The organism is Erwinia sp. HDF1-3R, from assembly GCF_039621855.1.
Lineage (GTDB): Bacteria > Pseudomonadota > Gammaproteobacteria > Enterobacterales > Enterobacteriaceae > Erwinia.
The window spans coordinates 2247687-2273058 of record NZ_CP155071.1 but is presented as its reverse complement, the minus strand read 5'-3'; the positions used below and the strand labels follow the sequence as shown (position 1 = coordinate 2273058).

The following is a 25372-nucleotide window of genomic DNA, read 5'->3' as shown; positions in this document are numbered from 1 at the left end:
GTGAATGCTTTTTCTGCGGGCCACCTCCCCGGTCGCGCACCAATAAAAGGCATATCCAGGGTCTCATGCGCCAGTAGTGTGCAGCCCCGGAATTAACATATAGATATTGCGTCTTATCAGCATGTGGGCAACGTGATAGGGTGAAGAAAAGTTAAAATATGATGAGGAACAGTATGATGATTGTGTTTGTTACCGGTGCCACCGCGGGATTTGGCGAGAGTATCACCCGCCGCTTTATCGCTCAGGGTCATAAAGTCATAGCGACCGGACGCCGCAATGAACGTCTGCAAGCGCTGAAGGATGAGCTGGGTGACAATTTATACACGCTGCAGCTGGACGTACGTAATCGCGCCGGAATTGAAGAAGCGCTTGGCAGCCTGCCCGCTGAGTGGCGCAATATTGACGTGCTGGTCAATAATGCCGGGCTGGCTCTGGGTATTGAACCGGCTCATAAAGCCAATGTCGATGACTGGGACGCGATGATCGACACTAATAATAAGGGACTGGTTTATATGACCCGTGCCGTGCTGCCTGCCATGGTGGAGCGCGATGTGGGTCATATTATTAATATTGGTTCGATAGCGGGCAGCTGGCCTTATGCGGGCGGTAACGTTTACGGGGCGACCAAGGCTTTTGTGCGGCAGTTTAGCCTTAACCTGCGCACGGATTTGCACGGTACGGCGCTGCGCGTGACGGATATCGAGCCGGGCCTGGTGGGCGGCACCGAGTTTTCGAACGTCCGTTTTAAGGGCGACGATGCCAAAGCCGGGAGCGTTTACGACGGTACAGAGCCGTTGACGGCGGAGGATATCACCGAGGCGGTTTACTGGGTGGCGACGCTGCCTAAGCACGTGAATATTAATACGCTGGAGATGATGCCGGTTGGCCAGACCGTAGCGGGCCTGAAGGTCCATAAGAGCTGAGGTCAGGGCCTGCGCGGGTTAGTGTTGTTAGCAGGAAGGTCAAAACCTGGTCTGGTGACGGGGCTATGTAGTTTGCAACAAGGTCAAAACCGGCTCCGGTGACGGGGCTATGTTGCTTGTAGGAAGGTCAAAACCGGCTCCGGTGACAGGGCTATGTTGCGGGTCAGAACGCCGGGACGCCGTAAACCCATCCCTGGGGGCTTCACTGCCGCATCCCTGCGGCAGAGACCCGGCTTATCTGCTCCGCAACACCGCCTTCTGGCTGCGGAGTGGGCTGCGGGTGCTCTGGCAGTGGCTAACATCAAAACCTGATCCGATCACGACGACTTTATCTGCCGAAAGTTTAGTAAGCCGGGGCTGGACGTGAAGGGGTTTTTAGCAGCGACAACGTGGTCTGAGGCCAGGCGGGGACCGTTGGCTGAGCGGACCGTCGAGCGCAGGGATGCGCGAGTCGAGCCCACACGGACGTGCTTGCGGCGGGTCCGCGTGACAACGGCCCCCGCAGGGCTTTGCACCAGGTACCCGCAACAACAGTAAACGTCACAGGTGCCAGTTCCTCACACACTGTCATCCGTAAGGTCAAAACCGGCTCCGGTGACAGGGCTATGTTGCGGGTCAGAACGCCGGGGCGCCGTAAACCCATCCCTGGGGGCTTCACTGCCGCATCCCTGCGGCAGAGACCCGGCTTATCTGCTCCGCAACACCGCCTTCTGGCTGCGGAGTGGGCTGCGGGTGCTCTGGCAGTGGCTAACATCAAAACCTGATCCGATCACGACGACTTTATCTGCCGAAAGTTTAGTAAGCCGGGGCTGGACGTGAAGGGGTTTTTAGCAGCGACAACGTAGTCTGAGGCCAGGCGGGGACCGTTGGCTGAGCGGACCGTCGAGCGCAGGGATGCGCGAGTCGAGCCCACACGGATGTGCTTGCGGCGGGTCTGCGTGACAACGGTCCCCGCAGGGCTTTGCACCCATTTACCGCAAGGACAGCAAACGTTACAGATGCCTGCCAGGTCAAAACCTGCTCCGGTGACAGGGCTATGTTGCGGGTCAGAACGCCGGGACGCCGTAAACCCATCCCTGGGGGCTTCACTGCCGCATCCCTGCGGCAGAGACCCGGCTTATCTGCTCCGCAACACCGCCTTCTGGCTGCGGAGTGGGCTGCGGGTGCTCTGGCAGTGGCTAACATCAAAACCTGATCCGATCACGACGACTTTATCTGCCGAAAGTTTAGTAAGCCGGGGCTGGACGTGAAGGGGTTTTTAGCAGCGACAACGTAGTCTGAAGCCAGGCGGGGACCGTTGGCTGAGCGGACCGTCGAGCGCAGGGATGCGCGAGTCGAGCCCACACGGACGTGCTTGCGGCGGGTCCGCGTGACAACGGTCCCCGCAGGGCTTTGCACCCATTTACCGCAAGGACAGCAAACGTTACAGATGCCTGCCAGGTCAAAACCTGCTCCGGTGACGCGGCTATGTTGCGGGTCAGAACGCCGGGACGCCGTAAACCCATCCCTGGGGGCTTCACTGCCGCATCCCTGCGGCAGAGACCCGGCTTATCTGCTCCGCAACACCGCCTTCTGGCTGCGGAGTGGGCTGCGGGTGCTCTGGCAGTGGCTAACATCAAAACCTGATCCGATCACGACGACCTTATCTGCCGAACGTTTAGTAAGCCGGGGCTGGACGTGAAGGGGTTTTTAGCAGCGACAACGTGGTCTGAGGCCAGGCGGGGACCGTTGGCTGAGCGGACCGTCGAGCGCAGGGATGCGCGAGTCGAGCCCACACGGACGTGCTTGCGGCGGGTCCGCGTGACAACGGTCCCCGCAGGGCTTTGCACCGGGTACCCGCAACAACAGTAAACGTCACAGGTGCCAGTTCCCCACACACTGTCATCCGTAAGGTCAAAACCGGCTCCGGTGACAGGGCTATGTTGCGGGTCAGAACGCCGGGGCGCCGTAAACCCATCCCTGGGGGCTTCACTGCCGCATCCCTGCGGCAGAGACCCGGCTTATCTGCTCCGCAACACCGCCTTCTGGCTGCGGAGTGGGCTGCGGGTGCTCTGGCAGTGGCTAACATCAAAACCTGATCCGATCACGACGACTTTATCTGCCGAAAGTTTAGTAAGCCGGGGCTGGACGTGAAGGGGTTTTTAGCAGCGACAACGTAGTCTGAGGCCAGGCGGGGACCGTTGGCTGAGCGGACCGTCGAGCGCAGGGATGCGCGAGTCGAGCCCACACGGATGTGCTTGCGGCGGGTCTGCGTGACAACGGTCCCCGCAGGGCTTTGCACCCATTTACCGCAAGGACAGCAAACGTTACAGATGCCTGCCAGGTCAAAACCTGCTCCGGTGACGCGGCTATGTTGCGGGTCAGAACGCCGGGACGCCGTAAACCCATCCCTGGGGGCTTCACTGCCGCATCCCTGCGGCAGAGACCCGGCTTATCTGCTCCGCAACACCGCCTTCTGGCTGCGGAGTGGGCTGCGGGTGCTCTGGCAGTGGCTAACATCAAAACCTGATCCGATCACGACGACTTTATCTGCCGAAAGTTTAGTAAGCCGGGGCTGGACGTGAAGGGGTTTTTAGCAGCGACAACGTAGTCTGAAGCCAGGCGGGGACCGTTGGCTGAGCGGACCGTCGAGCGCAGGGATGCGCGAGTCGAGCCCACACGGACGTGCTTGCGGCGGGTCCGCGTGACAACGGTCCCCGCAGGGCTTTGCACCCATTTACCGCAAGGACAGCAAACGTTACAGATGCCTGCCAGGTCAAAACCTGCTCCGGTGACGCGGCTATGTTGCGGGTCAGAACGCCGGGACGCCGTAAACCCATCCCTGGGGGCTTCACTGCCGCATCCCTGCGGCAGAGACCCGGCTTATCTGCTCCGCAACACCGCCTTCTGGCTGCGGAGTGGGCTGCGGGTGCTCTGGCAGTGGCTAACATCAAAACCTGATCCGATCACGACGACCTTATCTGCCGAACGTTTAGTAAGCCGGGGCTGGACGTGAAGGGGTTTTTAGCAGCGACAACGTGGTCTGAGGCCAGGCGGGGACCGTTGGCTGAGCGGACCGTCGAGCGCAGGGATGCGCGAGTCGAGCCCACACGGACGTGCTTGCGGCGGGTCCGCGTGACAACGGTCCCCGCAGGGCTTTGCACCAGGTACCCGCAACAACAGTAAACGTCACAGGTGCCAGTTCCCCACACACTGTCATCCGTAAGGTCAAAACCTGCTCCGATGACGGGGCTATGTTGTTTGCAACAAGGTCAAAACCGGCTCCGGTGACAGGGCTATGTTGCGGGTCAGAACGCCGGGGCGCCGTAAACCCATCCCTGGGGGCTTCACTGCCGCATCCCTGCGGCAGAGACCCGGCTTATCTGCTCCGCAACACCGCCTTCTGGCTAAGGAGTGGGCTGCGGATTCTCTGGCAGTGGCTAACATCAAAACCTGATCCGATCACGACGACTTTATCTGCCGAAAGTTTAGTAAGCCGGGGCTGGACGTGAAGGGGTTTTTAGCAGCGACAACGTGGTCTGAGGCCAGGCGGGGACCGTTGGCAGAGCGGACCGTCGAGCGCAGGGATACGCGAGTCGAGCCCACACGGACGTGCTTGCGGCGGGTCCGCGTGACAACGGTCCCCGCAGGGCTTTGCACCCATTTACCGCAAGGACAGCAAACGTTACAGATGCCTGCCAGGTCAAAACCTGCTCCGGTGACACGGCTATGTTGCGGGTCAAAACGCCGGGACGCCGTAAATCCTTCCCTGGAGGCTTCACTGCCGCATCCCTGCGGCAGAGACCCGGCTTTTCTGCTCCGCAACACCGCCCTCTGGCTGCGGAATGGGCTGTTAATGTTCTGGCGTAGATCAGAATTTGATTCAGTGGCATGCCTCTGTTATCACGGACCTGAAGGTCGAAATCACTTATGTCAGGCAAGAAATTATCTGTCAAAAGTTAGATAAGCAGAGTCGGAACGTAAGAACGTCTTTAACAGCGACCACGTAGCCAGTGGCCAGGCGGGGATCGTTGGCTTAGCGGACCGTCGAGCGCAGGGATGCGCGAGCCGAGCCCACACGGACGTGCTTGTGGCGTGTCCGCGTGACAAGGGTCCCCGCAGGGCTTTGCACCGTATCGCCGCAAGGGCAGCAAACGTTACAGATGCCAGCCAGATCAAAATCCGCCCGGTGACAGGGCTATGTTGCGGGTCAGAGCGCCGGGGCGCCGTAAACCCCTCCCTGGGGGCTTCACTGCCGCATCCATGCGGCAGAGACCCGGCTTATCTGCTCCGCAACACCGCCTTCTGGCTAAGGAGTGGGCTGCGGATTCTCTGGCAGTGGCTAAGATCAAAACCTGATCCGATCACGACGACCTTATCTGCCGAACGTTTTGTAAGCCGGGGCTTGACGTGAAGGGGTTTTCAGCAGCGACAACGTGGTCTGAGGCCAGGCGGGGACCGTTGGCTGAGCGGACCGTCGAGCGCAGGGATGCGCGAGTCGAGCCCACACGGACGTGCTTGCGGCGGGTCCGCGTGACAACGGTCCCCGCAGGGCTTTGCACCGGGTACCCGCAACAACAGTAAACGTCACAGGTGCCAGTTCCCCACACACTGTCATCCGTAAGGTCAAAACCGGCTCCGGTGACAGGGCTATGTTGCGGGTCAGAACGCCGGGGGGCCGTAAACCCCTCCCTGGGGGCTTCACTGCCGCATCCCTGCGGCAGAGACCCGGCTTATCTGTTCCGCAACACCGCCTTCTGGCTAATGAGTGGGCTGTTAATGTTCTGGCGTAGATCAGAATTTGATTCAGTGGCATGCCTCTGTTATCACGGACCTGAAGGTCGAAATCACTTATGTCAGGCAAGAAATTACCTGTCGAAAGTTTTGTTACCCGCGGCAGGACCTGAAGAGGTTTTTAGCAGCGACAGCGACAAAGCGGCCTGAGGCCAGGCGGGAACCCTAAGCGGACAATCAAGCGCAAGGATGCGCAAGCCGACCCCACACGGACGTGCCTGCGGCGTGTCCGCGTGACAAAGGTCCCCGCAGGGCTTTGCCTCCCATCCCCACAACGACAGCAAACATCACAAATGCCAGTCAGGTAAGTTCCCACTGGAAATAATCCATAGGGCCGCCCCACTAACTGAACATCGCCTGGTTTATCGATCCGTCAACATTTTCCACATAAACTCTTCAACCAGGGAATGATAAAATGCCGTCTGAGTATTCTCCGGTGCACTACCGTGCCCCGCTTCTGTTTCCTCATACAACCAGACGTTATCATGGCCCTGTTGCTGCATACGCGCGACCATTTTGCGTGCATGCGCCGGACTTACGCGGTCGTCCCGGGTCCCGGTAGTAAATAGCGTTGGCGGATAGCGTTTATCAGCAGAAACGTTGTCGAACGGTGAATAGTTTTGCAGCCACGCCCTCTCTTCGGCGATTTCCGGATCGCCATATTCGGCAATCCACGAGGACCCGGCCAGCCAGCGATGATAATTTGTCATATCCAGCAGGGGAACTTCACACACCAGCGCACCAAACAGTTCGGGATAGTCCGTCAGCATATTGCCAATCAGAAGCCCGCCGTTGCTTCCCCCCTGCGCTGCGAGCCGGGTCGCACACGTCACCTTACGTGCAATCAAATCGCTCGCCACCGCCGCGAAATCTTCATAGGCGCGGTGACGATGCTGTTTCAGAGCAGCCTGGTGCCAGGCAGGACCGTACTCCCCGCCCCCGCGGATATTCGCCATCACGTAAACGCCGCCTTTATGCAGCCATGTGTTTCCCTTAGCGCCCAAATAATTGGGCGTCAAAGAGACCTCGAACCCCCCATATCCGTATAGTAGCGTTGGGTGATCGCCGGTAAGTGCCAGCCCTTTGGCAGCGACCTGAAAATAGGGAATATGAGTGCCGTCCGTTGACACGGCAAAATGCTGAGTGACTTCAAAATCTGCCGCATCAAAGCATGTCGGATCCTGCTTCACTACACTGAGTGTTTCCGCATCCAGATCGCCATAGCTCAGGCAACAGGATTGCAGAAACCCATAACTCACTACCTGGTAGCGGTTACTCTCTATATCTATGCCTGAGGCAGAGATATTGGTGAAGTTTGGAAGAACCAACGTTTTCACACCACGCCACTGACCGTTCTCAGTTTTTAATATTTTAACTTTCTCAACCACATCCTGAGTCATATTGAGGATCAGGTTATCCCGGGTTGAACTGTATCCCTGCAACGTCGTATGTGCATCCGGCGTGAACAGTATGATGAAGTTGCGCAGCCCCTGTTGGAAAGCCGCGAAATCTGTCGCCAGCAGAGCGCCTGCGGGGTAGATTGTCTCCGCAACCTGCCAGGCAGTATTGAGCGTAACCAGTAGCCAGGCGTTGAAAAAGCCACAAGAAGCGTCTTCTGGGATGTCTATAAATTCCAGTTCGTCCTGCGCGGTCAGCAGATAAGTGCGGCTGTGATAGAAGTCCTGGCTGCAATGCACCAGACTTTTTTCGAAGCCGGGTGTGGGATCGTGCGAGGCTGAAACCGCCATGTCGGTCGTTTCGCCAGCGTAAATTAAGGCCGCTTCATGCGGGGCGGTGCCTCGCTGCCAACGGCTAACGCAGCGCGGATATCCCGATGTAGTAAGGGTATCTCCGCCCCCATCAAGCGCCAGCAGCAGGTTATTTTCATCAATCCAGCTGACTAAGCTTTTGCTTTCTTTCAGATAAAAACCATCGCTTATAAAAGACTTACTGACCAGGTCAAACTCACGAATCTCACAGGCATCACCACCGCCCGATAAATAAATCAACGCGCGCGTGTAATCAGGATAGAGTAGATCGGCACTACGGTAGCTCCAGTTTGCTTCTTCCTGTTCATTCAGACGGTCGATATCCAGCACCGTTTCCCATTCGGGCTCTGCCATCAGATATGACGCTTCGGCAGTACGGCGCCAGATACCGCGCGGATGCCTGTCGTCCTGCCAGAAGTTATAAACCGTTTCGCGGTAATGGTTAACCCAGGGGATATTCGATTGATCGTTTAACGACTGCAATATTGTTTGCTGCGTCTGATGAAAACGTCCGCCATGGGCAAATTTGTTTGTCGTGCGCAGGTTTTGTGAGGTCACCCAACGAAGCGCTTCCTCATCCTGTGGTAACTCGAGTTTGCTAAGCAAATGCTGGATATTGCCCTCTGTCATCATGCGTCCTTATGTCGACTGTTTAGCTCTGTTGTGAAGCGGGTTCTCGTGTAGGTACGTTTCAGTAAATAAACACGATCGCTACATCTTCTCTATTTGAACATACCATTATGTCTTTTTTACAACACCCTAAACTCATTTCTGGTATGACGTGTTTTTTGGCTTTTGTATTGTTTGCAGGGAGGTCAAAACCGGCTGCGGTGTTAGGGCTGTGGAATGGGGAGCTGTACTCTGGCAGTGTTAAGGTCAAAACCGGCTCCGGTAACAGGGCTATGTTGCGGAATGGGCTGCTGGTTCTCTGGCAGTGTTAAGGTCAAAACCCGCTCCGGTGTCAGGGCTATGTTGCGGGTCAGAACGCCGGGACGCCGTAAACCCCTCCCTGGGGGCTTCACTGCCGCATCCCTGCGGCAGAGACCCGGCTTATCTGCTCCGCAACACCGCCTTCTGGCTGCGGCGTGGGCTGTGGGTTCTCTGGCAGTGGCTAAGGTCAAAACCTGATCCGATCATGACAGCATTATCTGTCGAAAGTGTTGTAAGCCGGGGCCGGACATGAAGAGGTTTTTAGCAGCGACTACGTAGCCCGAGGCCAGGCGGGGACCGTTGGCTTAGCGGACCGTCGAGCGCAGGGATGCGCGAGCCGAGCCCACACGGACGTGCCTGCGGCGTGTCCGCGTGACAACGGTCCCCGCAGGGCTTTCCACCGTATCATCGCAATGACAGCAAACGTTACAAATGCCAGCCAGGTCAAAACCCGCTCCGGTGACAGGGCTATGTTGCGGGTCAGAACGCCGGGGCGCCGTAAACCCTTCCCTGGGGGCTTCACTGCCGCATCCCTGCGGCAGAGACCCGGCTTATCTGCTCTGCAACACCGCCCTCTGGCTGCGGCGTGGGCTGTGGGTTCTCTGGCAGTGGCTAAGGTCAAAACCTGATCCGATCATGACAGCATTATCTGTCGAAAATGTTGTAAGCCGGGGCCGGACATGAAGAGGTTTTTAGCAGCGACTACGGAGCCAGAGGCCAGGCGGGGACCGTTGGCTTAGCGGACCGTCGAGCGCAGGGATGCGCGAGCCGAGCCCACACGGATGTGCCTGCGGCGTGTCCGCGTGACAACGGTCCCCGCAGGGCTTAGCACCCGGCCCCGCAACAACAGTAAACATCACAAATGCCAGTCACAGTTCCCAGTCTGGGGTGGATCTTAAGGTCAAAACCTGCTCCGGTGATCAGGCTATGTTGCGGGTCAGAACGCCGGGGCGCCGTAAACCCATCCCTGGGGGCTTCACTGCCGCATCCCTGCGGCAGAGACCCGGCTTATCTGCTCCGCAACACCGCCTTCTGGCTGCGGCGTGGGCTGTAAGTATCCTCACTTAGTAATCTCAGAATTTGCTTCATTGGCATGCCTTTATTGCTAAGGTTCTGAAGCTCGAAACCACTTATGCCAGGCAAGAAATTACCTGTCGACAGCTATGTAGCCTGGAGCTGGCCATGAAGAGGTTTTTAACAGCGACGACGTAGCCTGAGGCCAGGCGGGGACCGTTGGCTTAGCGGACCGTCGAGCGCAGGGATGCGCGAGCCGAGCCCACACGGATGTGCTTGCGGCGTGTCCGCGTGACAACGGCCCCCGCAGGGCTTTGCACCGCATCACCGCAATGACAGCAAACGTTACAAATGCCAGCCAGGTCAAAACCCGCTCCGGTGATGGGGCTATGTTGCTTGCAGGCAGGTCAAAACCCGTCCGGTGACACGGCTATGTTGCGGGTCAGAACGCCGGGACGCCGTAAACCCATCCCTGGGGGCTTCACTGCCGCATCCCTGCGGCAGAGACCCGGCTTATCTGCTCCGCAACACCGCCCTCTGGCTGCGGCGTGGGCTGTGGGTTCTCTGGCAGTGGCTAAGGTTAAAACCTGATCCGATCATGACAGCATTATCTGTCGAAAATGTTGTAAGCCGGGGCCGGACATGAAGAGGTTTTTAGCAGCGACTACGTAGCCAGCGGCCAGGCGGGGACCGTTGGCTGAGCGGACCGTCGAGCGCAGGGATGCACGAGCCGAGCCCACACGGACGTGCCTGCGGCGTGTCCGCGTGACAACGGTCCCCGCAGGGCTTTGCACTGTATCACCGCAACGACAGCAAACATCACAAATGCCAGGCGCAATAGGGAGAGGTTTTTAGCAGCGACTACAGAGCCAGAGGCCAGGCGGGGACCGTTGGCTGAGCGGACCGTCGAGCGCAGGGATGCGCGAGCCGAGCCCACACGGACGTGCCTGCGGCGTGTCCGCGTGACAAGGGTCCCCGCAGGGCTTTCTACTGTATCACCGCAACGACAGCAAACATCACAAATGCCAGGCGCAATAGGGAGAGGTTTTTAGCAGCGACGACGTAGCCCGAGGCCAGGCGGGGACCGTTGGCTTAGCGGACCGTCGAGCGCAGGGATGCGCGAGCCGAGCCCACACGGACGTGCCTGCGGCGTGTCCGCGTGACAAGGGTCCCCGCAGGGCTTTCCACCGTATCATCGCAATGACAGCAAACGTTACAAATGCCAGCCAGGTCAAAACCCGCTCCGGTGACAGGGCTATGTTGCGGGTCAGAACGCCAGGGCGCCGTAAACCCATCCCTGGGGGCTTCACTGCCGCATCCATGCGGCAGAGACCCGGCTTATCTGCTCCGCAACACCGCCCTCTGGCTGCGGCGTGGGCTGTGGGTTCTCTGGCAGTGGCTAAGGTTAAAACCTGATCCGATCATGACAGCATTATCTGTCGAAAATGTTGTAAGCCGGGGCCGGACATGAAGAGGTTTTTAGCAGCGACTACGGAGCCAGAGGCCAGGCGGGGATCGTTGGCTTAGCGGACCGTCGAGCGCAGGGATGCGCGAGCCGAGCCCACACGGACGTGCCTGCGGCGTGTCCGCGTGACAAGGGTCCCCGCAGGGCTTTGCACCCCGTCACCGCAACACTAAGCCCTTCCCCATCCCGCGACGATAATCATCATGCCGCAAAACGCCACGGTCGCGCCCAGCCAGTCATAGGGACTTAATTTCACACCGTCGACAAAACGGAGCCACAGCAGTGCTGTCACGACGTAAACGCCGCCGTAGGCGGCATAAACCCGCCCGCTGGCGGCGGGGTGCAGCGTAAGCAGCCAGACGAACAGCGCAAGACTTAGTGCGGCGGGCAGCAGCAGCCAGGCTGAACCGCCTTTACGCAGCCACAGCCAGGGGAGAAAACAGCCGGTTATCTCTGCCAGCGCAGTAATGAAAAACAAAATCGTAGTCTTAAACAGCATGCTGAATCTCTCTGAATACTAAACGACAGACGTACCCGCTGGTGAGCGTTTGTATGCGGATGATATACTATATAAAGCGCTACTCGCAGCCCCTCTACCGGCTACGTGCTTTACTAAAAGGAACCTGAGATGAAAATGAAAATGACACGCTGGCATACACAACTGGGCAAATTAGCCCTGCCACTGGTGCTATTAGGTAGTCTGTTCAGCGTTCAGCACGCCGCGCAGGCAGACACTAACCGCCTGATCATTCAGGATGGCAACAACGCACTGAGCAACGAGCAGGCGCGCCAGGATAAGGAGCAGTGGGACAACACGCGTCGGTTGCGTAATAAAGTTGATACGCGCGTCGAAAAAGAGTTCGACAAAACTGACCGTGCCTTTGATACCCGCGACGCCTGTAATGAAAGCCTTAACGTAAATGCCTACTGGGAAAACAGTACGCTGCGCTGCCTTGACCGCCGTACCGGACGTCCGGTTACGCCCTGATCGGCAACAGCTGCTATAGTCATTACTGTTTCATAACATAAGGATGAGAAGATGAAAGGTTTTAAGTGGATATTAACCGCTCTGGTGGTTGCTGCCCCACTGGCAGCCCAGGCATCATGTGAAACGGTAAAAGCAGATATTAACCAGAAGATTATCAGTAACGGTGTTCCTGCTTCCGGATTCAGCCTGGAGATCGTCCCTAACGATCAGGCGGACCAGGCCGGTGGCCAGGTGGTGGGCCATTGCGAAAATGACAGCCAGAAAATAGTTTATAAGCGTAATGGTACCGAGAGCGATACCGCTGAACCTGCCAGCACCGGCACGTCTCAGGATGCACCTTCCTCATAAATGATTGGGCCGCCCTGAGCGGCCCTTTTATTACCGCGCCTTCCGGGGCTTCTGTGCCGGTATTTTCCGCGCAACCAGCAGACTGCAAAAAGCAATCAGCACCGATACGGCAAAAACCCAGTGTAATGAAGCTGAAATTTCTGCGATCATCTGACTCAGACTCCCCTTACTCATCCCCTGTCGCTGTGAGTAAGACATTATCTGCTGTACCGGATCGCTGTGTGCAGGCAGTCTGACCATCAGGTTGTAGTTCAATACGGCTCCCATCACCGCCGTACCCAGCGCCGAACCCAGCATGCGGCTGAACATAATAGATGCCGTGCAGATGCCGCGAATGTGGAATTCTGCGCTGTTCTGCACCGCAATCAGAAAGGTCGTGCTACACATTCCCATCCCTGTTCCAATCACAAAAGCCGCCACGCCAGCAGAGATCACCGAGCTGCTACTGTCCAGCGTCAGCAGGAGACCTGTCCCCACAATCAGCAGTAGTGAACCCAGCTGGGCAGTGAAACGGTAGGAAGTGCGGAGCATCAACCATCCACTCAGGGTACTGGAAAGCGGCCAGCCAATTGACATCATTGCCAGCGCACTGCCCGCCTGTAGCGCAGTGCCTCCGTTAACACCCTGAATCCAGGTAGGCAGGAAGGCGCTGATGCCCATCATCGCCGCGCCGATAATCAGGTTTCCTGCATTCCCGGCCAGTATGGTTCGATTCTGCCAGACTGCCAGTGGAAAAAGCGGTTCCGATGAACGGCGTTCGTGGCTCACCAACGCCCAACCGGCTAACAAGGCAACGGCAAAGAACAGGCTAACCCAGTAGCCAAGGTTTTCTGCCTGTAGCAGTCCGGCGAGCAACGCGGTCACCGTGAGCATCAGCCATGCGCTACCGACAAGGTTAAGCTTTTGACCACCTTCGCTGCGCGATTCAGGAAACCAGCGGGCCAGCATCAGCATTGAAACGATGCCTATCGGTACGTTTACCCAAAAAATCAGCGCCCAGCTAAAGTGCTGAACGATCCACGCCCCGGTGAGCGGACCGACGATCGCGGCTACGCCCCAAACGCTGGAGAGCCAGCCCTGTATGGATGCGCGCTCCTCAGGCTCATACACATCAGCAATGATGGTTGCGGTTAGCGGCATAATGGCCCCCGCACCCAGCCCCTGAACGGCACGAAAAAGTATCAGCCAGCCCATCTGGGGCGCAAAGCCGCAAAGTATCGAGCCGCAGAGAAACAGGCCGGTGCCGATAAAAAATACGCGTTTTCGCCCCCACAGGTCGGCCAGCCTGCCATAAAGGGGGACGCTAACGGCCTGAGTGAGCAGGTAAATCGAGAAAACCCAGCTGAACTGCGAGAATCCTCCCAGCTCCGCCACGATGGTCGGCATCGCTGTTGCCACAATGGTGACTTCAATGGCTGCCATAAACATGGCAAGCATCGCGGCGATCAGGATCCAGTGGCGATGAGTCACCGGATGTTTTGCTAATTCTGTCATAGACCCTTCCTTATTTTCTTATAGTCTGGCCTGAATTGGGTCACGTATGGTGTTAATTGTGCTTAAGGTGCTATGTGACACTGTAACCTTTAGTCGATGAAAATTTTTTATTGACGCTAACACACTACCCTATAAGGATTAACGCTCAATCTGCTTAAAAACCAACCTTATGATTTTATGCATAAAATTTGCCATTTGCGTACATGCTGCTATAGGTTTAACGCGCTATGGGCGCTCGGTGAAGGTTTTACCACCGCGGTAACCCACTAATTATAATCAGGGAGAGTGGAATTTATGCAAAATGCAACGCTGGCCCGGCGTGCCTTACTTGCCGTGCTCTTTATTGCCGTGATCGTCGGCCTGCTGGTTTACGGGCTGGGTCTGGATACTATTCGGTCAAGACGGGTCGATCTGATTTATCTTGGCCAACAGCATATGCTGCTGGTTTTCTGGTCGATGCTGTTAGCATTACTGGTCGGTATTCCCAGCGGAGTTTTACTCAGCCGCCCCTTTGCCCGTGGCTGGGCAGAGTATGTGATGCAGATTTTTAACGTGGGTAATACCCTGCCGCCCCTTGCCGTACTGGCACTGGCGATGATTGTGGTGGGGATTGGCGATCGGCCTGCGGTAGTGGCGCTGTTTCTGGCCTCTCTGCTGCCCATTGTTCGCAACACCTATTCCGGCCTGACCTCCGTTCCTCCGGCGCTGACCGAAGCGGCAAAAGGAATTGGCATGACTAAATGGCAGCGGTTGTACCAGGTTGAGCTGCCAAACGCGCTACCGGTTATGCTTTCAGGTATCCGCGTGGCGACGGCAATCAACGTCGGCACCGCCCCGCTGGCATTTCTTATCGGTGCCAGCAGCTATGGTGAGCTGATTTTCCCCGGTATTTACCTGAATGACTTCCCGTCGCTTATCCTCGGCGCTGCCGCAACGGCACTGTTTGCGCTGATCCTCGATATGCTGCTGGCCGGGCTAGGCCGCCTGCTGAGCCCGCACGCCGCGGTTTAAGAATAAAAGGAAAACCAAATGGCTAAGGCCTGTTTGACCCGCTGGGTCCGCAACACCGCGCTGGCAATGAGTGCTACGCTGGCATTAACCGCCTCCGTCTCCTGCTGGGCTGCAAAGCCGATTGTGATGGCGACCAAAAGCTTTACCGAGATGCATATTCTTTCCGCACTCACCACGATCTACCTGCGTAAAAAAGGGTTTCAGGTCGAGCCTAAAACCAATATCGCGACCGCAATTAGTCGTAATGCGATGATCAATAAACAGATTGATATGATGTGGGAATATACCGGCACCTCGCTGATTATTTTTAATCATATTACTCAACCGATGTCGGCGCATGAGGCATGGGAAACGGTCAGGCGGCTGGATGCGAAACTGGATCTGATCTGGCTCAATCCTTCTCCGATGAATGACACCTACGCCTTCGCCATGGACCGCAAGCGTGCCGATCGTGACCATATCGATACTATGTCGCAGCTGGCGGCAAAAATTGAAGATGTCCGTCAGCACGATCCCGATAACAACTGGCTTCTGGGGCTGGATCTTGAGTTTGCCGGCCGTTCAGACGGGCTGAAACCCTTGCAAAAAGCCTATTCGATGCCGCTGGACCGTCCACAGATCCGCCAGATGGATCCGGGCCTGATTTACAACGCTATCCGCGACGGATTTGTCAATGTGGGCCTGGTGTATACCACCGACGGGCGCGTAAAGGCGTTCGATCTTAAGATCCTCAAGGATGATAAGGGCTTCTTCCCGAGCTATGCCATTACGCCGGTCGTCACGCGACAGGCGCTGGAGGCTCATCCGGGCCTGGCTGATGCGCTGAATACGCTGTCGGCGCAGATTACCGACGAGACGATTACCGAAATGAATAAGCGTGTAGATATCGATCACCAGTCTCCCCAACAGGTGGCTAATGATTTCCTGAAATCTAAAGGCCTGATCTAAGGATCCCGAATGGACACGATTCATTATATTATTGATAACTGGTCATATATTGCCGGACTGACGCTACAACATTTGTGGCTGGTGGTGCTGGCGGTTGGACTGGCTATCATCATTGGCGTGCCGCTGGGCGTGCTGATTGTGCGCTACAAATGGCTGGCCACGCCGGTGCTGGGCATTGCTACCCTGGTGCTGACCATTCCCTCGATTGCCCTGTTCGGCCTGATGATCCCGCTGTTCTCCATGATTGGTCAGGGCATCGGTGTCGTACCTGCCATCACGGCGGTTTTTCTCTATTCGCTGCTGCCCATTGTTCGCAATACCCATACGGCGCTGGAAAACCTTCCCGGCGGCCTGCGCGAGGCGGGCATCGGCATCGGCATGACCTTCTGGCAGCGTCTGCGTTGGGTGGAAATCCCAATGGCCCTGCCGGTGATCTTCGGCGGCATCCGCACTGCCGTAGTAATGAACGTTGGCGTTATGGCGATTGCTGCGGTAATCGGCGCGGGTGGACTGGGCCTGTTGCTGCTTAACGGCATCAGCGGCAGCGATCTCCGTATGCTGATTACCGGTGCGCTGATGATCTGCCTGCTGGCCATTATTCTCGACTGGCTGCTGCACCGTCTGCAGCTGGCCCTGACACCCAGAGGGATACGATAATGATAAAACTGGAAAATCTGACCAAAACCTTTACCCAGAAAGGCACCACCTTTAACGCGGTTGATAATGTCAGCCTCAACGTGCCGGAAGGTGAGATGTGCGTTTTGCTCGGTCCTTCCGGCTGTGGCAAAAGCACCACGCTGAAGATGATTAATCGCCTGATTTCCTCCACCAGCGGAAAAATTTTAATTAACGGAGAGGACACCAGCGGGCTGGATACCGTCACGCTGCGTCGTAATATTGGCTACGTTATTCAGCAGATTGGCCTGTTCCCGAATATGACCATCGAAGAAAATATTACCGTGGTGCCGCGTATGCTGGGCTGGGATAAGAAGCGCTGTCGTGAACGTGCCTGCGAACTGATGAGCATGGTCGCGCTGGATCCGAAAACCTTCCTGCATCGCTACCCTCGTGAGTTATCCGGCGGGCAGCAGCAGCGTATCGGGGTGATCCGTGCGCTGGCAGCCGATCCACCGGTGTTGCTGATGGATGAGCCTTTCGGAGCCGTTGACCCGATTAACCGAGAGTCTATTCAGAACGAGTTTTTGGATATGCAGCGTCAGCTTCGCAAGACGGTGATGCTGGTCAGCCATGATATTGATGAAGCGCTAAAGCTGGGCGATCGCATTGCGGTGTTTGGCCAGGGCAAAATTGTGCAGTGCGCCAGCCCCGACGAGCTGCTGGCGAAACCGGCGAACGAATTTGTCGGCTCCTTTGTCGGTCAGGACCGTACCCTCAAGCGGTTGTTACTGGTGCAGGCGGGAGACGTTACCGATCAGCAGCCAACGATAACAGCGAAGAAAACCACGCCGCTGGCGGAAGCCTTCGGCATGATGGATGATAACGATCTGCGTTCAATTACCGTGGTTGATGATGACGGCAAACCGTTGGGCTTTGTTAAGCGTCGTGAAGCGCGCGGTGCCAGCGGTGAGTGCATTGAAAAGCTGAACAAATTCACCGTCACCGGCCGCGCCGAGGAGAATCTGCGCGTGGTGCTTTCCAAACTTTACGAGCATAACCTGGTGTGGATGCCGATCGTTGATGAAGAGGGACGCTATAGCGGTGAGATTTCCCAGGATTATATCGCCGACTATCTCAGTTCAGGCCGCACCCGCCGCGCGTTGAACCAGGCGTAACCGCGCCGGGTGCTGCCCCGGCGTACGTTCTGTGGTGCCAGCAGGGATGCTGGCCCAGGGAAGAATCACCTACCCCAGCGGTCCCCGCCTGTCCTCAGGCTACGTTGTCCCAGCTTCTCCATGTCCAGACTGGCATCGGTGACGTTTGCTGTCATTGCGTTGACGCGGTGCAAAGCCTCCACGGACGGGTTTACGGCGCCCCGGCGTTCTGACCCGCAACATAGCCCTGTCACCGGAGCCGGTTTTGACCTGCCTGCAAGCAACATAGCCCTGTCACCGGAGCGGGTTTTGACCTGGCTGGCATTTGTAACGTTTGCTGTCATTGCGGTGATAAGGTGCAAAGCCCTGCGGGGACCCTTGTCACGCGGACACGCCGCAAGCACGTCCGTGTGGGCTCGGCTCGCGCATCCCTGCGCTCGACGGTCCGCTCAGCCAACGGTCCCCGCCTGGCCTCAGGCTACGTTGTCGCTGCTAAAAACCTCTTCACGTCCAGTCCCAGACTACATAATAGCTGTCGACAGATAACATTACCCCGGTCGGGAGTGGTTTTGACCTTCAGGCCCATATCAAAGGCATGCCACTGAATCAGATTCTGACCCCGGTCTGCGCCAGAATATTAACAGACCACGCCGCAGCCAGAAGGCGGTGTTGCGGAGCAGATAAGCCGGGTCTCTGCCGCAGGGATGCGGCAGTGAAGCCCCCAGGGAGGGGTTTACGGCGTCCCGGCGTTCTGACCCGCAATATAGCCCTGTCACCGGGGGGGGTTGATCTGCCTGCAAGCAACATAGCCCCATCACCAGAGCGGGTTTGACCTGGCTGGCATTTGTAACGTTTGCTGTCATTGCGTTGATACGGTGCAAAGCCCTGCGGGGGCCGTTGTCACGCGGACACGCCTGGCCTCGGGCTACGTCGTCGCTGTTAAAAACCTCTTCATGTCCGGCCCCGGCTTACAACATTTTCGACAGATAAGGCTGTCATGATCGGATCAGGTTTTGACCTTAGCCACTGCCAGAGAACCCGCAGCCCACTCCGCAGCCAGAAGGCGGTGTTGCGGAGCAGATTAGCCGGGTCTCTGCCGCAGGGATGCGGCAGTGAAGCCCCCAGGGAGGGGTTTACGGCGCCCCGGCGTTCTGACCCGCAACATAGCCCTGTCACCGGGCGGGTTTTGATCAGGCTGGCATCTGTGACGTTCGCTGTCATTGCGGTGATGCGGTGCAAAGCCTTGCGGGGACCGTTGTCGCTGTTAAAAACCTCTTCATGTCCGGCCCCGGCCTACAAAATTTTCGGCAGGTAAGGCTGTCGTAATCGGATCAGGTTTTGACCTTAGCCACTGCCAGAGAACCCGCAGCCCACTCCGCAGCCAGAAGGCGGTGTTACGGAGCAGATTAGCCGGGTCTCTGCCGCAGGGATGCGGCAGTGAAGCCCCCAGGGAGGGGTTTACGGCGCCCCGGCGTTCTGACCCGCAACATAGCCCTGTCACCGGGCGGGTTTTGACCTTCCTGCAAACATCACAACCCTGTCACCGCAGCGGGCTTAAATCGATATATTTCGCCAGATCTCTTCCCTCCGCCCGGGGGAGATAGGGAAGCTCGCCCAGCAGCGGAGCGGGGATTTTCTCCTCCAGCACCGCAATAATCTCCGCGTAATGCGCCAGCCCAGGGTTAATGCGGTTTGCCACCCAACCCAGCAGCGGCAGCCCGTCGTTAGCGATCGCCTGCGCCGTCAGCAATGCGTGACTGATGCAGCCCAGCTTGATGCCCACCACCATAACCACCGGCAGCTTCTCCGTTACCGCCCACGCAGAAAGCGGTCGCAGATCGTTCATCAGGCTGAGCCAGCCGCCGGTTCCCTCTACCACAACGTGATCCACCTGCCCGGCCAGCGCCGACAGCCCCTGACTCAGCTTAGGATAATCAATTGATGCATCGCGGCTGGTACTGATCTCGTCCTCCAGCAGCGTTATAGGGTTAATCACCGCGTAGGGTAGTTGAACGGAGGAAGAGACCTGCAGGATCAGCGCATCTTTATTACGTACACCCTCTGCCGTTTGCTGGCTTCCCTTCGCCACGGGCTTATAGCCGACGGTACGTTTATTCCCTTCCGCCAGTTTTTGCAGAAGAGCACGGCTGACCACTGTTTTACCGACTTCTGTATCCGTACCCGTAACAAATAAACGCTTCAACATGTTCAGCTCCGCAGGTCGTTACCGACCAAATGACAAATAATTATTAACATTTCGTGCGGGCATATTAAGGCAGGGTAAAACAGCAAGGCTTGCGTTAGCGCAATATTTTGTCATTACGCGTAATCAATACGTTAAATCCGGTCTTAAACGGCGGGGGGTAATCATTAGCCCTGCAACAGTTTTACCAGCAGCGTACCGTTATAGAGAGCATCCTTGACCAGCGCGGCGCCGGGCATCGTACCGGTATTGTGAAAATGCGTGGGCTCCACGCTGATCCTGTCGCTGTAATCGGGTAAAGACTGGCGCCGAATGCAGTCTGCGATCGCCGGATGGAGAATTTCCATGGCGCGATTAAGCGGTGAGCCAATCAGGATTTTTTGCGGATTGAACAGATTAACCATGATGGCCAGAATGCGCCCCACGCTGTGACCCACATCAATAATAACGTCCCGGGCGAGCGCATCACCGGCCAGCGCCGCATCGCACAGGGAATCGAGGGTCAGAGGCTGCTGATGCAAAGTGGAGTGCGGTGTGGTGCGCATCCGCTGGGCGGCCAGCTCGAGCATGGCCGTGGTGCTGGCCACCGTTTCCAGACAGCCATGGTTGCCGCAGTAGCACTGTTGCCCATAAGGATCGACCTGAGTATGCCCTATCTCAACCAGCGTGCTGCTGCCTCCATGCAGCATCTGCCCGCCGGTAATCACCCCGGCTCCGACATTGTGATCGATAACCACCTGAATAACGTCCTTCGTATGACGAGACGCACCAAACAACGCCTCCGCCAGCGTCCAGGCACAGATATCATGCTGAATATAGACCGGCAGGCCGGTGCGTTGCTCTAAGGCCGGGCCAAGCGGCATATCGTTAATCGAATAAAAAGGCATTCGATGCACAATGCCCTGCTTCACATTCAGAATCCCCGGCAGGGTTATCGCGATGGCGGTCAGCCTTTCAAGCCGATGCTGATGGCGGATAAAAAAGGCGTCTATTTCGGCAATAATTCGAGTCAGTAGCGGTTTATCCGCCTCGGCGGGCAGTGGACGCTGCTCTTCCACCACCAGCCTGCTGCTGAGATCGCGCAGGGCCAGCGTCATCTCCCCCTTGCCAATCCGGACTGCGAGGTGATGCCAGGCAACGGTGTCAAGGATCAGACCGATTGCGGGCCGCCCCCGGCTGCCGGCCTCTTCAAACTCGGTTTCCTGCACCAGATGGGCTTCAAGCATTTCGCGCACAATTTTTGTGATACTGGCAGGCGCAAGGCGGGCCTCGCGGGAGAGATCGATACGCGATATAGGGCCAAAACGGTCAATAAGGCGGTACACCGCCCCGGCGTTAATCTGTTTAATCCGATCGATATGACCAGGCTGACCCTCCATTATCATGCTCCCGCTCACACTTATTTTCGCGCCTCAAAATAAACCTTAGGGGCATGGTGAAACACTTAAATGTTGGCGTCAAATATTTGGCTGGAATTGTGACTGGCTGCACATAAAGGTGCCGTACAGCAGGCCAAATATCAGTTTTCATGCTGTAAAAGCAGTGCTTTCATCTGTTCAATCGGCGCGCTCAGCTCCCGTTTAGCCGACCATACCAGCCACATTTCGGTCCAGGCATCCTCTTCATGGAGCGGTATCCAACAAATATCCTCCAGCTGTACACGTCGAAACGAGGCAGGAAGAAGCGATACGCCCAGACCGGTAGCCACCAGGCCGAGGATCGTCATGGCCTCCCCCACTTCCTGGGCAATATCAGGCACGATGCCATATTGCGCCAGCAGCCTGAGAATTTCGGAATACAATCCGGTGCCGACCTGCGGGTCAAAAAAAACAAAGGGTTCCTTCGCCAGCTGGGTTATCGATATACGCGGCTGGTTCGCCAGCCGGTGGGCACGATGCACGACTGCACAGAGGGGTTCGCGCAGCATAAGCTGATGTTGCAATCTGTCGGGCAGCGGCGTATTGCGCATTACGCCCAGATCAAGACGCCCCTTTAGCAGCGGGTCGATCTGCTGGCGCGTATTGATCTCCTGCATCTGAATATGTACCTGCGGGAAGCGCTGACGAAAGGCGAATAGCGCCTCGGAAACCGCGGTAACAAAAGGCGCTGAAGAGGTAAAGCCAATACGCAGTATTCCTTCATGTCCGTTATGCAGCCGCTGGGCTTTATCTGCCGCCTGCGTAACACTCTCTATAATCTGGCGGGCATCAATCAGAAACTGAGCGCCTGCCGCCGTCAGCTGCACGCTGCGATTAGTGCGCGCAAGCAGACGGGCACCCATCTGCTGTTCCAGAATCTGGATCTGCTGGCTCAGAGGCGGTTGAGAAATGTTTAGCCGCTGCGCGGCACGGCCAAAATGCAGCTCTTCAGCGACGGCAATAAAATAGCGCAGGTGTCGCAGCTCAATATTCATAGGTTATATGTATCATTTAAGATTATTAATATATTAGACATCATATTAATAGCTCAATAAAGTAAAAGCCGTGAACCTTCATTCAAAAATCAGGGAATAGCAGTGAATCATTTATCTCACACCGCCGGTCTGGGCAGCGACGATTGCCCTGCTGCGGTTAATACCCGGCCCGATAACGACGCATCCGAGGCCCCCCAACCGGTTGACAGCACCGGTTACCCTCCTCATGCCGCAAAAATAAAGGCAGGTGGTGATGATGCACCGGCTGCGACCCGGGGCGTTAATCTCTATATTAAACGCGGCACGCCACAGTTTATGCGCGTTACGCTGGCGCTTTTCTCTGCCGGTCTGGCGACGTTCGCCCTGCTTTACTGCGTACAGCCAATACTGCCGGTGCTTTCGCAGGAGTTTGCCATTTCTCCCGCCGCCAGCAGTATCTCGCTCTCCATTTCCACTGCCCTTCTGGCACTTGGATTGCTGATCACCGGTCCGCTCTCTGACGCCATTGGCCGTAAGTCGGTGATGGTCACCGCCCTGCTGCTGGCGGCGATCTTTACCCTGATTTCGGCCACCATGAGTAGCTGGCACGGCATTCTAATTATGCGGGCGCTGACCGGTTTGGCGCTGAGTGGCGTCGCTGCCGTAGGAATGACCTATCTGAGTGAGGAGATCCACCCCAGCGTCGTGGCGTTCTCAATGGGCCTGTATATCAGCGGTAACTCGATTGGTGGGATGAGTGGTCGTCTGCTGAGTGGGGTGATCACCGATTTCAGCTCATGGCGGGTCGCGCTGGCGGTGATTGGCTGTTTCGCGCTCGGTTCGGCGCTGATGTTCTGGAAAATTCTGCCGCCTTCGCGCCATTTCCGACCCGCCTCCCTCAGGCCACGCAGTCTGTTTATTAACTTTCGGCTCCACTGGCGCGACAGCGGCTTACCGCTGCTTTTCGCCGAGGGTTTCCTGCTGATGGGGGCTTTTGTCACCCTGTTTAACTATATTGGCTACCGTCTGCTGGCACCGCCCTATTCGCTCAGTCAGGCCATTGTCGGTCTGCTGTCGGTGGTCTATCTGACCGGGACGTGGAGCTCGCCTAAGGCGGGCGCAATGACCGCCAAATATGGCCGCGCCAGCGTGCTGCTTTTTTCAACCTCAATGATGGTATCTGGTGCGGCGATCACCCTGTTCAGCAACGTGTGGCTGATTTGCCTCGGTATGATGATCTTTGCCGCAGGCTTTTTTGCTGCCCATTCGGTGGCCAGCGGCTGGATCGGCCCACGAGCAAGGCGGGCTAAAGGCCAGGCATCTTCGCTTTATCTCTTTAGCTACTATCTGGGTTCGAGTCTGGCAGGCACGCTGGGAGGGGTTTTCTGGCATAACTTCGGCTGGAATGGCATTGCAGGGTTTATTATTCTGTTACTCACCGTCGCGCTGGCGGTAGGTATGCGTTTAAGAAGTCAGGCTGTTTAGAAATAAAAGCAGGCAGCAGGCCACGTGCCTGCTGCCCGGTTACAACGAATTACAGGGTACGATCGGCGAAGCGCTTCTTCAGCTTCTGCAGTTTTGGAGGGATCACTGCCATGCAGTAGCGATTCTCCTGACCTTCGCCAGCCCAGTAGTTCTGGTGATAATCTTCAGCCGGATACCACTCCGTCGCCGCTTCAATCGTCGTCACAATCGGGTCGCTGTTATCCAGCTGCGCACGCGCAATTGCGGCTTTAGCTTCGATGGCCTGCGCCTCATTCAACGGGAAAATAGCCGAACGATACTGCGGGCCGATATCGTTACCCTGGCGATTAAGCTGGGTTGGATCGTGCGTGGCAAAGCTGATGTCCAGCAGATCGCCATAGCTGATTTTTTCCGGATCGAACCCAAGGCGGATGGCTTCTGCATGACCGGTATCACCGTTGCACACCTGGCGATAGGTCGGATTAGCAACGTGGCCGCCAATATAGCCGCTTTCGACTGAAACAACGCCGTTAATCTGCTTAAACACGGCCTCGGTGCACCAGAAACAGCCTCCGGCGATGATTGCATATTCAGTTGTCATCAAAACTCCTTATTTAGTTTTCGACAATGGCTTTATCACAGCCTGTTCGGCTCAGTACGGGCCATTGCAGCATAAGCGTAGCAATAATACTATCCAGTTGGTGGCGAGTGGCCCCTTCACGCGCCTGAACCGACATGCCCTGTAAGATGCATCCCAGAAAGGTTGTCAGCGCGGAAATATCGGTCTGCGCGTCCAGTTCACCGCTGGCCTGGCGCGAGAGCAGAAAGGCTTTTAGCTGATTTTCCAGATTTTTATGCCGTGAGCGCAGCATATCCGCTACGGCAGCGGAGTCAGCGGAGAGCGCCGTTGAGGTGCAAATAAAAAAACAGCCGGCGGGATTTTTACCGTCGGTAAAGCAGGCGGCCGTTGAGCGGAAATAGCGCTCAATCCCCTGCGCGACGCTGCTTTCCGGGCAGGAAAGCGCGTCCTGACGCTGAACACCATAGATTTCAATATAGCGATCGACCACGGCGCGGAATAAACCCTCTTTATTGGTAAATTCCGCATAAAGCGTGGGGGCCTTGGCGCCCGTTGCTTCGACCAGGTCAGACAGAGAGGTCGCTTCATACCCATGACGCCAGAACAGATCCAGGGCTTTATCCAGTGCTGCCTGACGATCAAAGGTCTTGGGTCTTCCCCGACTTTTCGGCACGCAGGTTTCCCGTTCGGTCATAGCTCCTCTCTTAGCGTTAGCGGCAGCATGAAATAAATTACCGATCATTATAAAAACATTCCCCCTCGCTGTCGAGTGCCGCGTTCTGTCGCCGCCTGACGACCTCCTCCCTCAAGAACACGGCGCTGAGAAATAAAAAAATGGTCAGTTTAAAAACAATCTAATCAAACGCTTATCGAATTTATTAACGAACGATAATAAAATAGCATTGACGGAGGCCTTTAACGAGCCTAGCATTTAGTTATTGATCGTTAACTAATAGCGTTCAACACCCTCAATAACATTAAACATACGCGAGAACAAACCATGAAAAACCGCATAATTACCCTGGCCGCCCTGCTACTGGCAACTGTTTCCTTCGGCAGTTTTGCCGCTGACATTGTGGGGTCACAGCCCAGCAATCAGCAGGCCATTGGGGTGGTATCCGCCTCGGGGAGTAATCTCTCAACGCTGGAATCACGGCTGTCGGCTAAAGCGGACGCCGCAGGTGCATCGGCATTCCGCATCACGTCAACCACCGGCAATAACCGTATGCATGCCACGGCCGTTATTTACCAGTAACTATCACGTCGTTGCCTGTGATTCACCACACAGAACCGATGAG

17 protein-coding genes are annotated in these 25372 nt (G+C 56.7%); 9 read left to right on the top strand and 8 right to left on the bottom strand.

Annotated elements, in window-relative coordinates; genetic code table 11:
* The first annotated feature begins 176 nt into the window (after positions 1 to 176).
* Positions 177 to 923, top strand: a complete 747-nt coding sequence (ydfG, locus tag AAGR22_RS10425) for a bifunctional NADP-dependent 3-hydroxy acid dehydrogenase/3-hydroxypropionate dehydrogenase YdfG (RefSeq protein WP_067702148.1) — start codon at positions 177 to 179, stop codon at positions 921 to 923.
* Between the two features lie 5135 nt (positions 924 to 6058).
* Here ydfG and AAGR22_RS10420 read toward each other — a convergent pair.
* Complete coding sequence (locus AAGR22_RS10420; RefSeq protein ID WP_345831437.1) at positions 6059 to 8098, bottom strand: prolyl oligopeptidase family serine peptidase; 2040 nt, start codon at positions 8096 to 8098, stop codon at positions 6059 to 6061.
* Between the two features lie 2945 nt (positions 8099 to 11043).
* A complete protein-coding gene (locus AAGR22_RS10415) occupies positions 11044 to 11373 on the bottom strand; it encodes a YnfA family protein (protein ID WP_197473283.1) in 330 nt (109 codons plus the stop codon).
* 135 nt (positions 11374 to 11508) lie between these two features.
* Between AAGR22_RS10415 and AAGR22_RS10410 the strand changes: the two genes are divergently transcribed.
* Together AAGR22_RS10410 and AAGR22_RS10405 are read left to right on the top strand one after the other, a co-directional pair.
* Positions 11509 to 11862 (top strand): DUF1283 family protein, encoded by a 354-nt coding sequence (locus AAGR22_RS10410; RefSeq protein ID WP_231877568.1) that lies wholly within the window; start codon positions 11509 to 11511, stop codon positions 11860 to 11862.
* A 51-nt stretch (positions 11863 to 11913) separates the two neighbouring features.
* The gene (locus AAGR22_RS10405) at positions 11914 to 12210 is read left to right on the top strand and encodes a DUF1161 domain-containing protein (protein WP_067702154.1); all 297 of its coding nucleotides are present in this window, start codon (positions 11914 to 11916) and stop codon (positions 12208 to 12210) included.
* Positions 12211 to 12240: 30 nt separating this feature from the next.
* Here AAGR22_RS10405 and AAGR22_RS10400 read toward each other — a convergent pair whose 3' ends face one another.
* A complete protein-coding gene (locus AAGR22_RS10400; RefSeq protein WP_345831436.1) occupies positions 12241 to 13704 on the bottom strand; it encodes an MDR family MFS transporter in 1464 nt (487 codons plus the stop codon).
* 294 nt (positions 13705 to 13998) lie between these two features.
* Between AAGR22_RS10400 and AAGR22_RS10395 the strand changes: the two genes are divergently transcribed.
* From AAGR22_RS10395 to osmV, 4 genes are all read left to right on the top strand, one after another.
* Positions 13999 to 14715 carry an ABC transporter permease gene (locus AAGR22_RS10395; RefSeq protein ID WP_067702160.1) on the top strand — a complete coding sequence of 239 codons (717 nt, stop codon included), beginning with the start codon at positions 13999 to 14001 and terminating at the stop codon, positions 14713 to 14715.
* 66 nt (positions 14716 to 14781) lie between these two features.
* Positions 14782 to 15663 (top strand): glycine betaine ABC transporter substrate-binding protein, encoded by an 882-nt coding sequence (locus tag AAGR22_RS10390; RefSeq protein ID WP_345831581.1) that lies wholly within the window; start codon positions 14782 to 14784, stop codon positions 15661 to 15663.
* Between the two features lie 9 nt (positions 15664 to 15672).
* The gene (gene osmW, locus AAGR22_RS10385; protein WP_067702166.1) at positions 15673 to 16320 is read left to right on the top strand and encodes an osmoprotectant ABC transporter permease OsmW; all 648 of its coding nucleotides are present in this window, start codon (positions 15673 to 15675) and stop codon (positions 16318 to 16320) included.
* Positions 16320 to 17456, top strand: coding sequence for an osmoprotectant ABC transporter ATP-binding protein OsmV (gene osmV / locus AAGR22_RS10380; RefSeq protein WP_067702169.1), 1137 nt, complete (start codon positions 16320 to 16322; stop codon positions 17454 to 17456). Before osmW ends, osmV begins: the two co-directional genes overlap by 1 nt.
* Before the next feature lie 1519 nt (positions 17457 to 18975).
* Here the strand turns inward: osmV and bioD are convergent.
* The 3 genes from bioD to AAGR22_RS10365 all read right to left on the bottom strand — a co-directional run bounded on the left by bioD (position 18976) and on the right by AAGR22_RS10365 (position 22051).
* Positions 18976 to 19641, bottom strand: coding sequence for a dethiobiotin synthase (gene bioD, locus AAGR22_RS10375; protein WP_067710389.1), 666 nt, complete (start codon positions 19639 to 19641; stop codon positions 18976 to 18978).
* A gap of 164 nt (positions 19642 to 19805) precedes the next feature.
* Positions 19806 to 21023, bottom strand: coding sequence for an ROK family transcriptional regulator (locus tag AAGR22_RS10370; protein ID WP_345831435.1), 1218 nt, complete (start codon positions 21021 to 21023; stop codon positions 19806 to 19808).
* Between the two features lie 134 nt (positions 21024 to 21157).
* On the bottom strand, positions 21158 to 22051 hold the full coding sequence (locus AAGR22_RS10365) for a LysR family transcriptional regulator (protein ID WP_067710386.1): 894 nt from the start codon (positions 22049 to 22051) through the stop codon (positions 21158 to 21160).
* 237 nt (positions 22052 to 22288) lie between these two features.
* Here AAGR22_RS10365 and AAGR22_RS10360 point away from each other — a divergent pair, with 237 nt between their 5' ends.
* A complete protein-coding gene (locus AAGR22_RS10360; protein ID WP_345831580.1) occupies positions 22289 to 23515 on the top strand; it encodes an MFS transporter in 1227 nt (408 codons plus the stop codon).
* Positions 23516 to 23564: 49 nt separating this feature from the next.
* Here AAGR22_RS10360 and msrA read toward each other — a convergent pair whose 3' ends face one another.
* Together msrA and AAGR22_RS10350 are read right to left on the bottom strand one after the other, a co-directional pair.
* Positions 23565 to 24095, bottom strand: coding sequence for a peptide-methionine (S)-S-oxide reductase MsrA (gene msrA, locus AAGR22_RS10355; protein WP_067710384.1), 531 nt, complete (start codon positions 24093 to 24095; stop codon positions 23565 to 23567).
* A gap of 13 nt (positions 24096 to 24108) precedes the next feature.
* The gene (locus tag AAGR22_RS10350; protein WP_345831434.1) at positions 24109 to 24768 is read right to left on the bottom strand and encodes a TetR/AcrR family transcriptional regulator; all 660 of its coding nucleotides are present in this window, start codon (positions 24766 to 24768) and stop codon (positions 24109 to 24111) included.
* Positions 24769 to 25074: 306 nt separating this feature from the next.
* On the opposite strand from AAGR22_RS10350, the gene AAGR22_RS10345 reads away from it, so the two are divergent.
* Positions 25075 to 25329, top strand: a complete 255-nt coding sequence (locus tag AAGR22_RS10345; RefSeq protein ID WP_345831433.1) for a YdgH/BhsA/McbA-like domain containing protein — start codon at positions 25075 to 25077, stop codon at positions 25327 to 25329.
* Positions 25330 to 25372 lie beyond the last annotated feature (43 nt).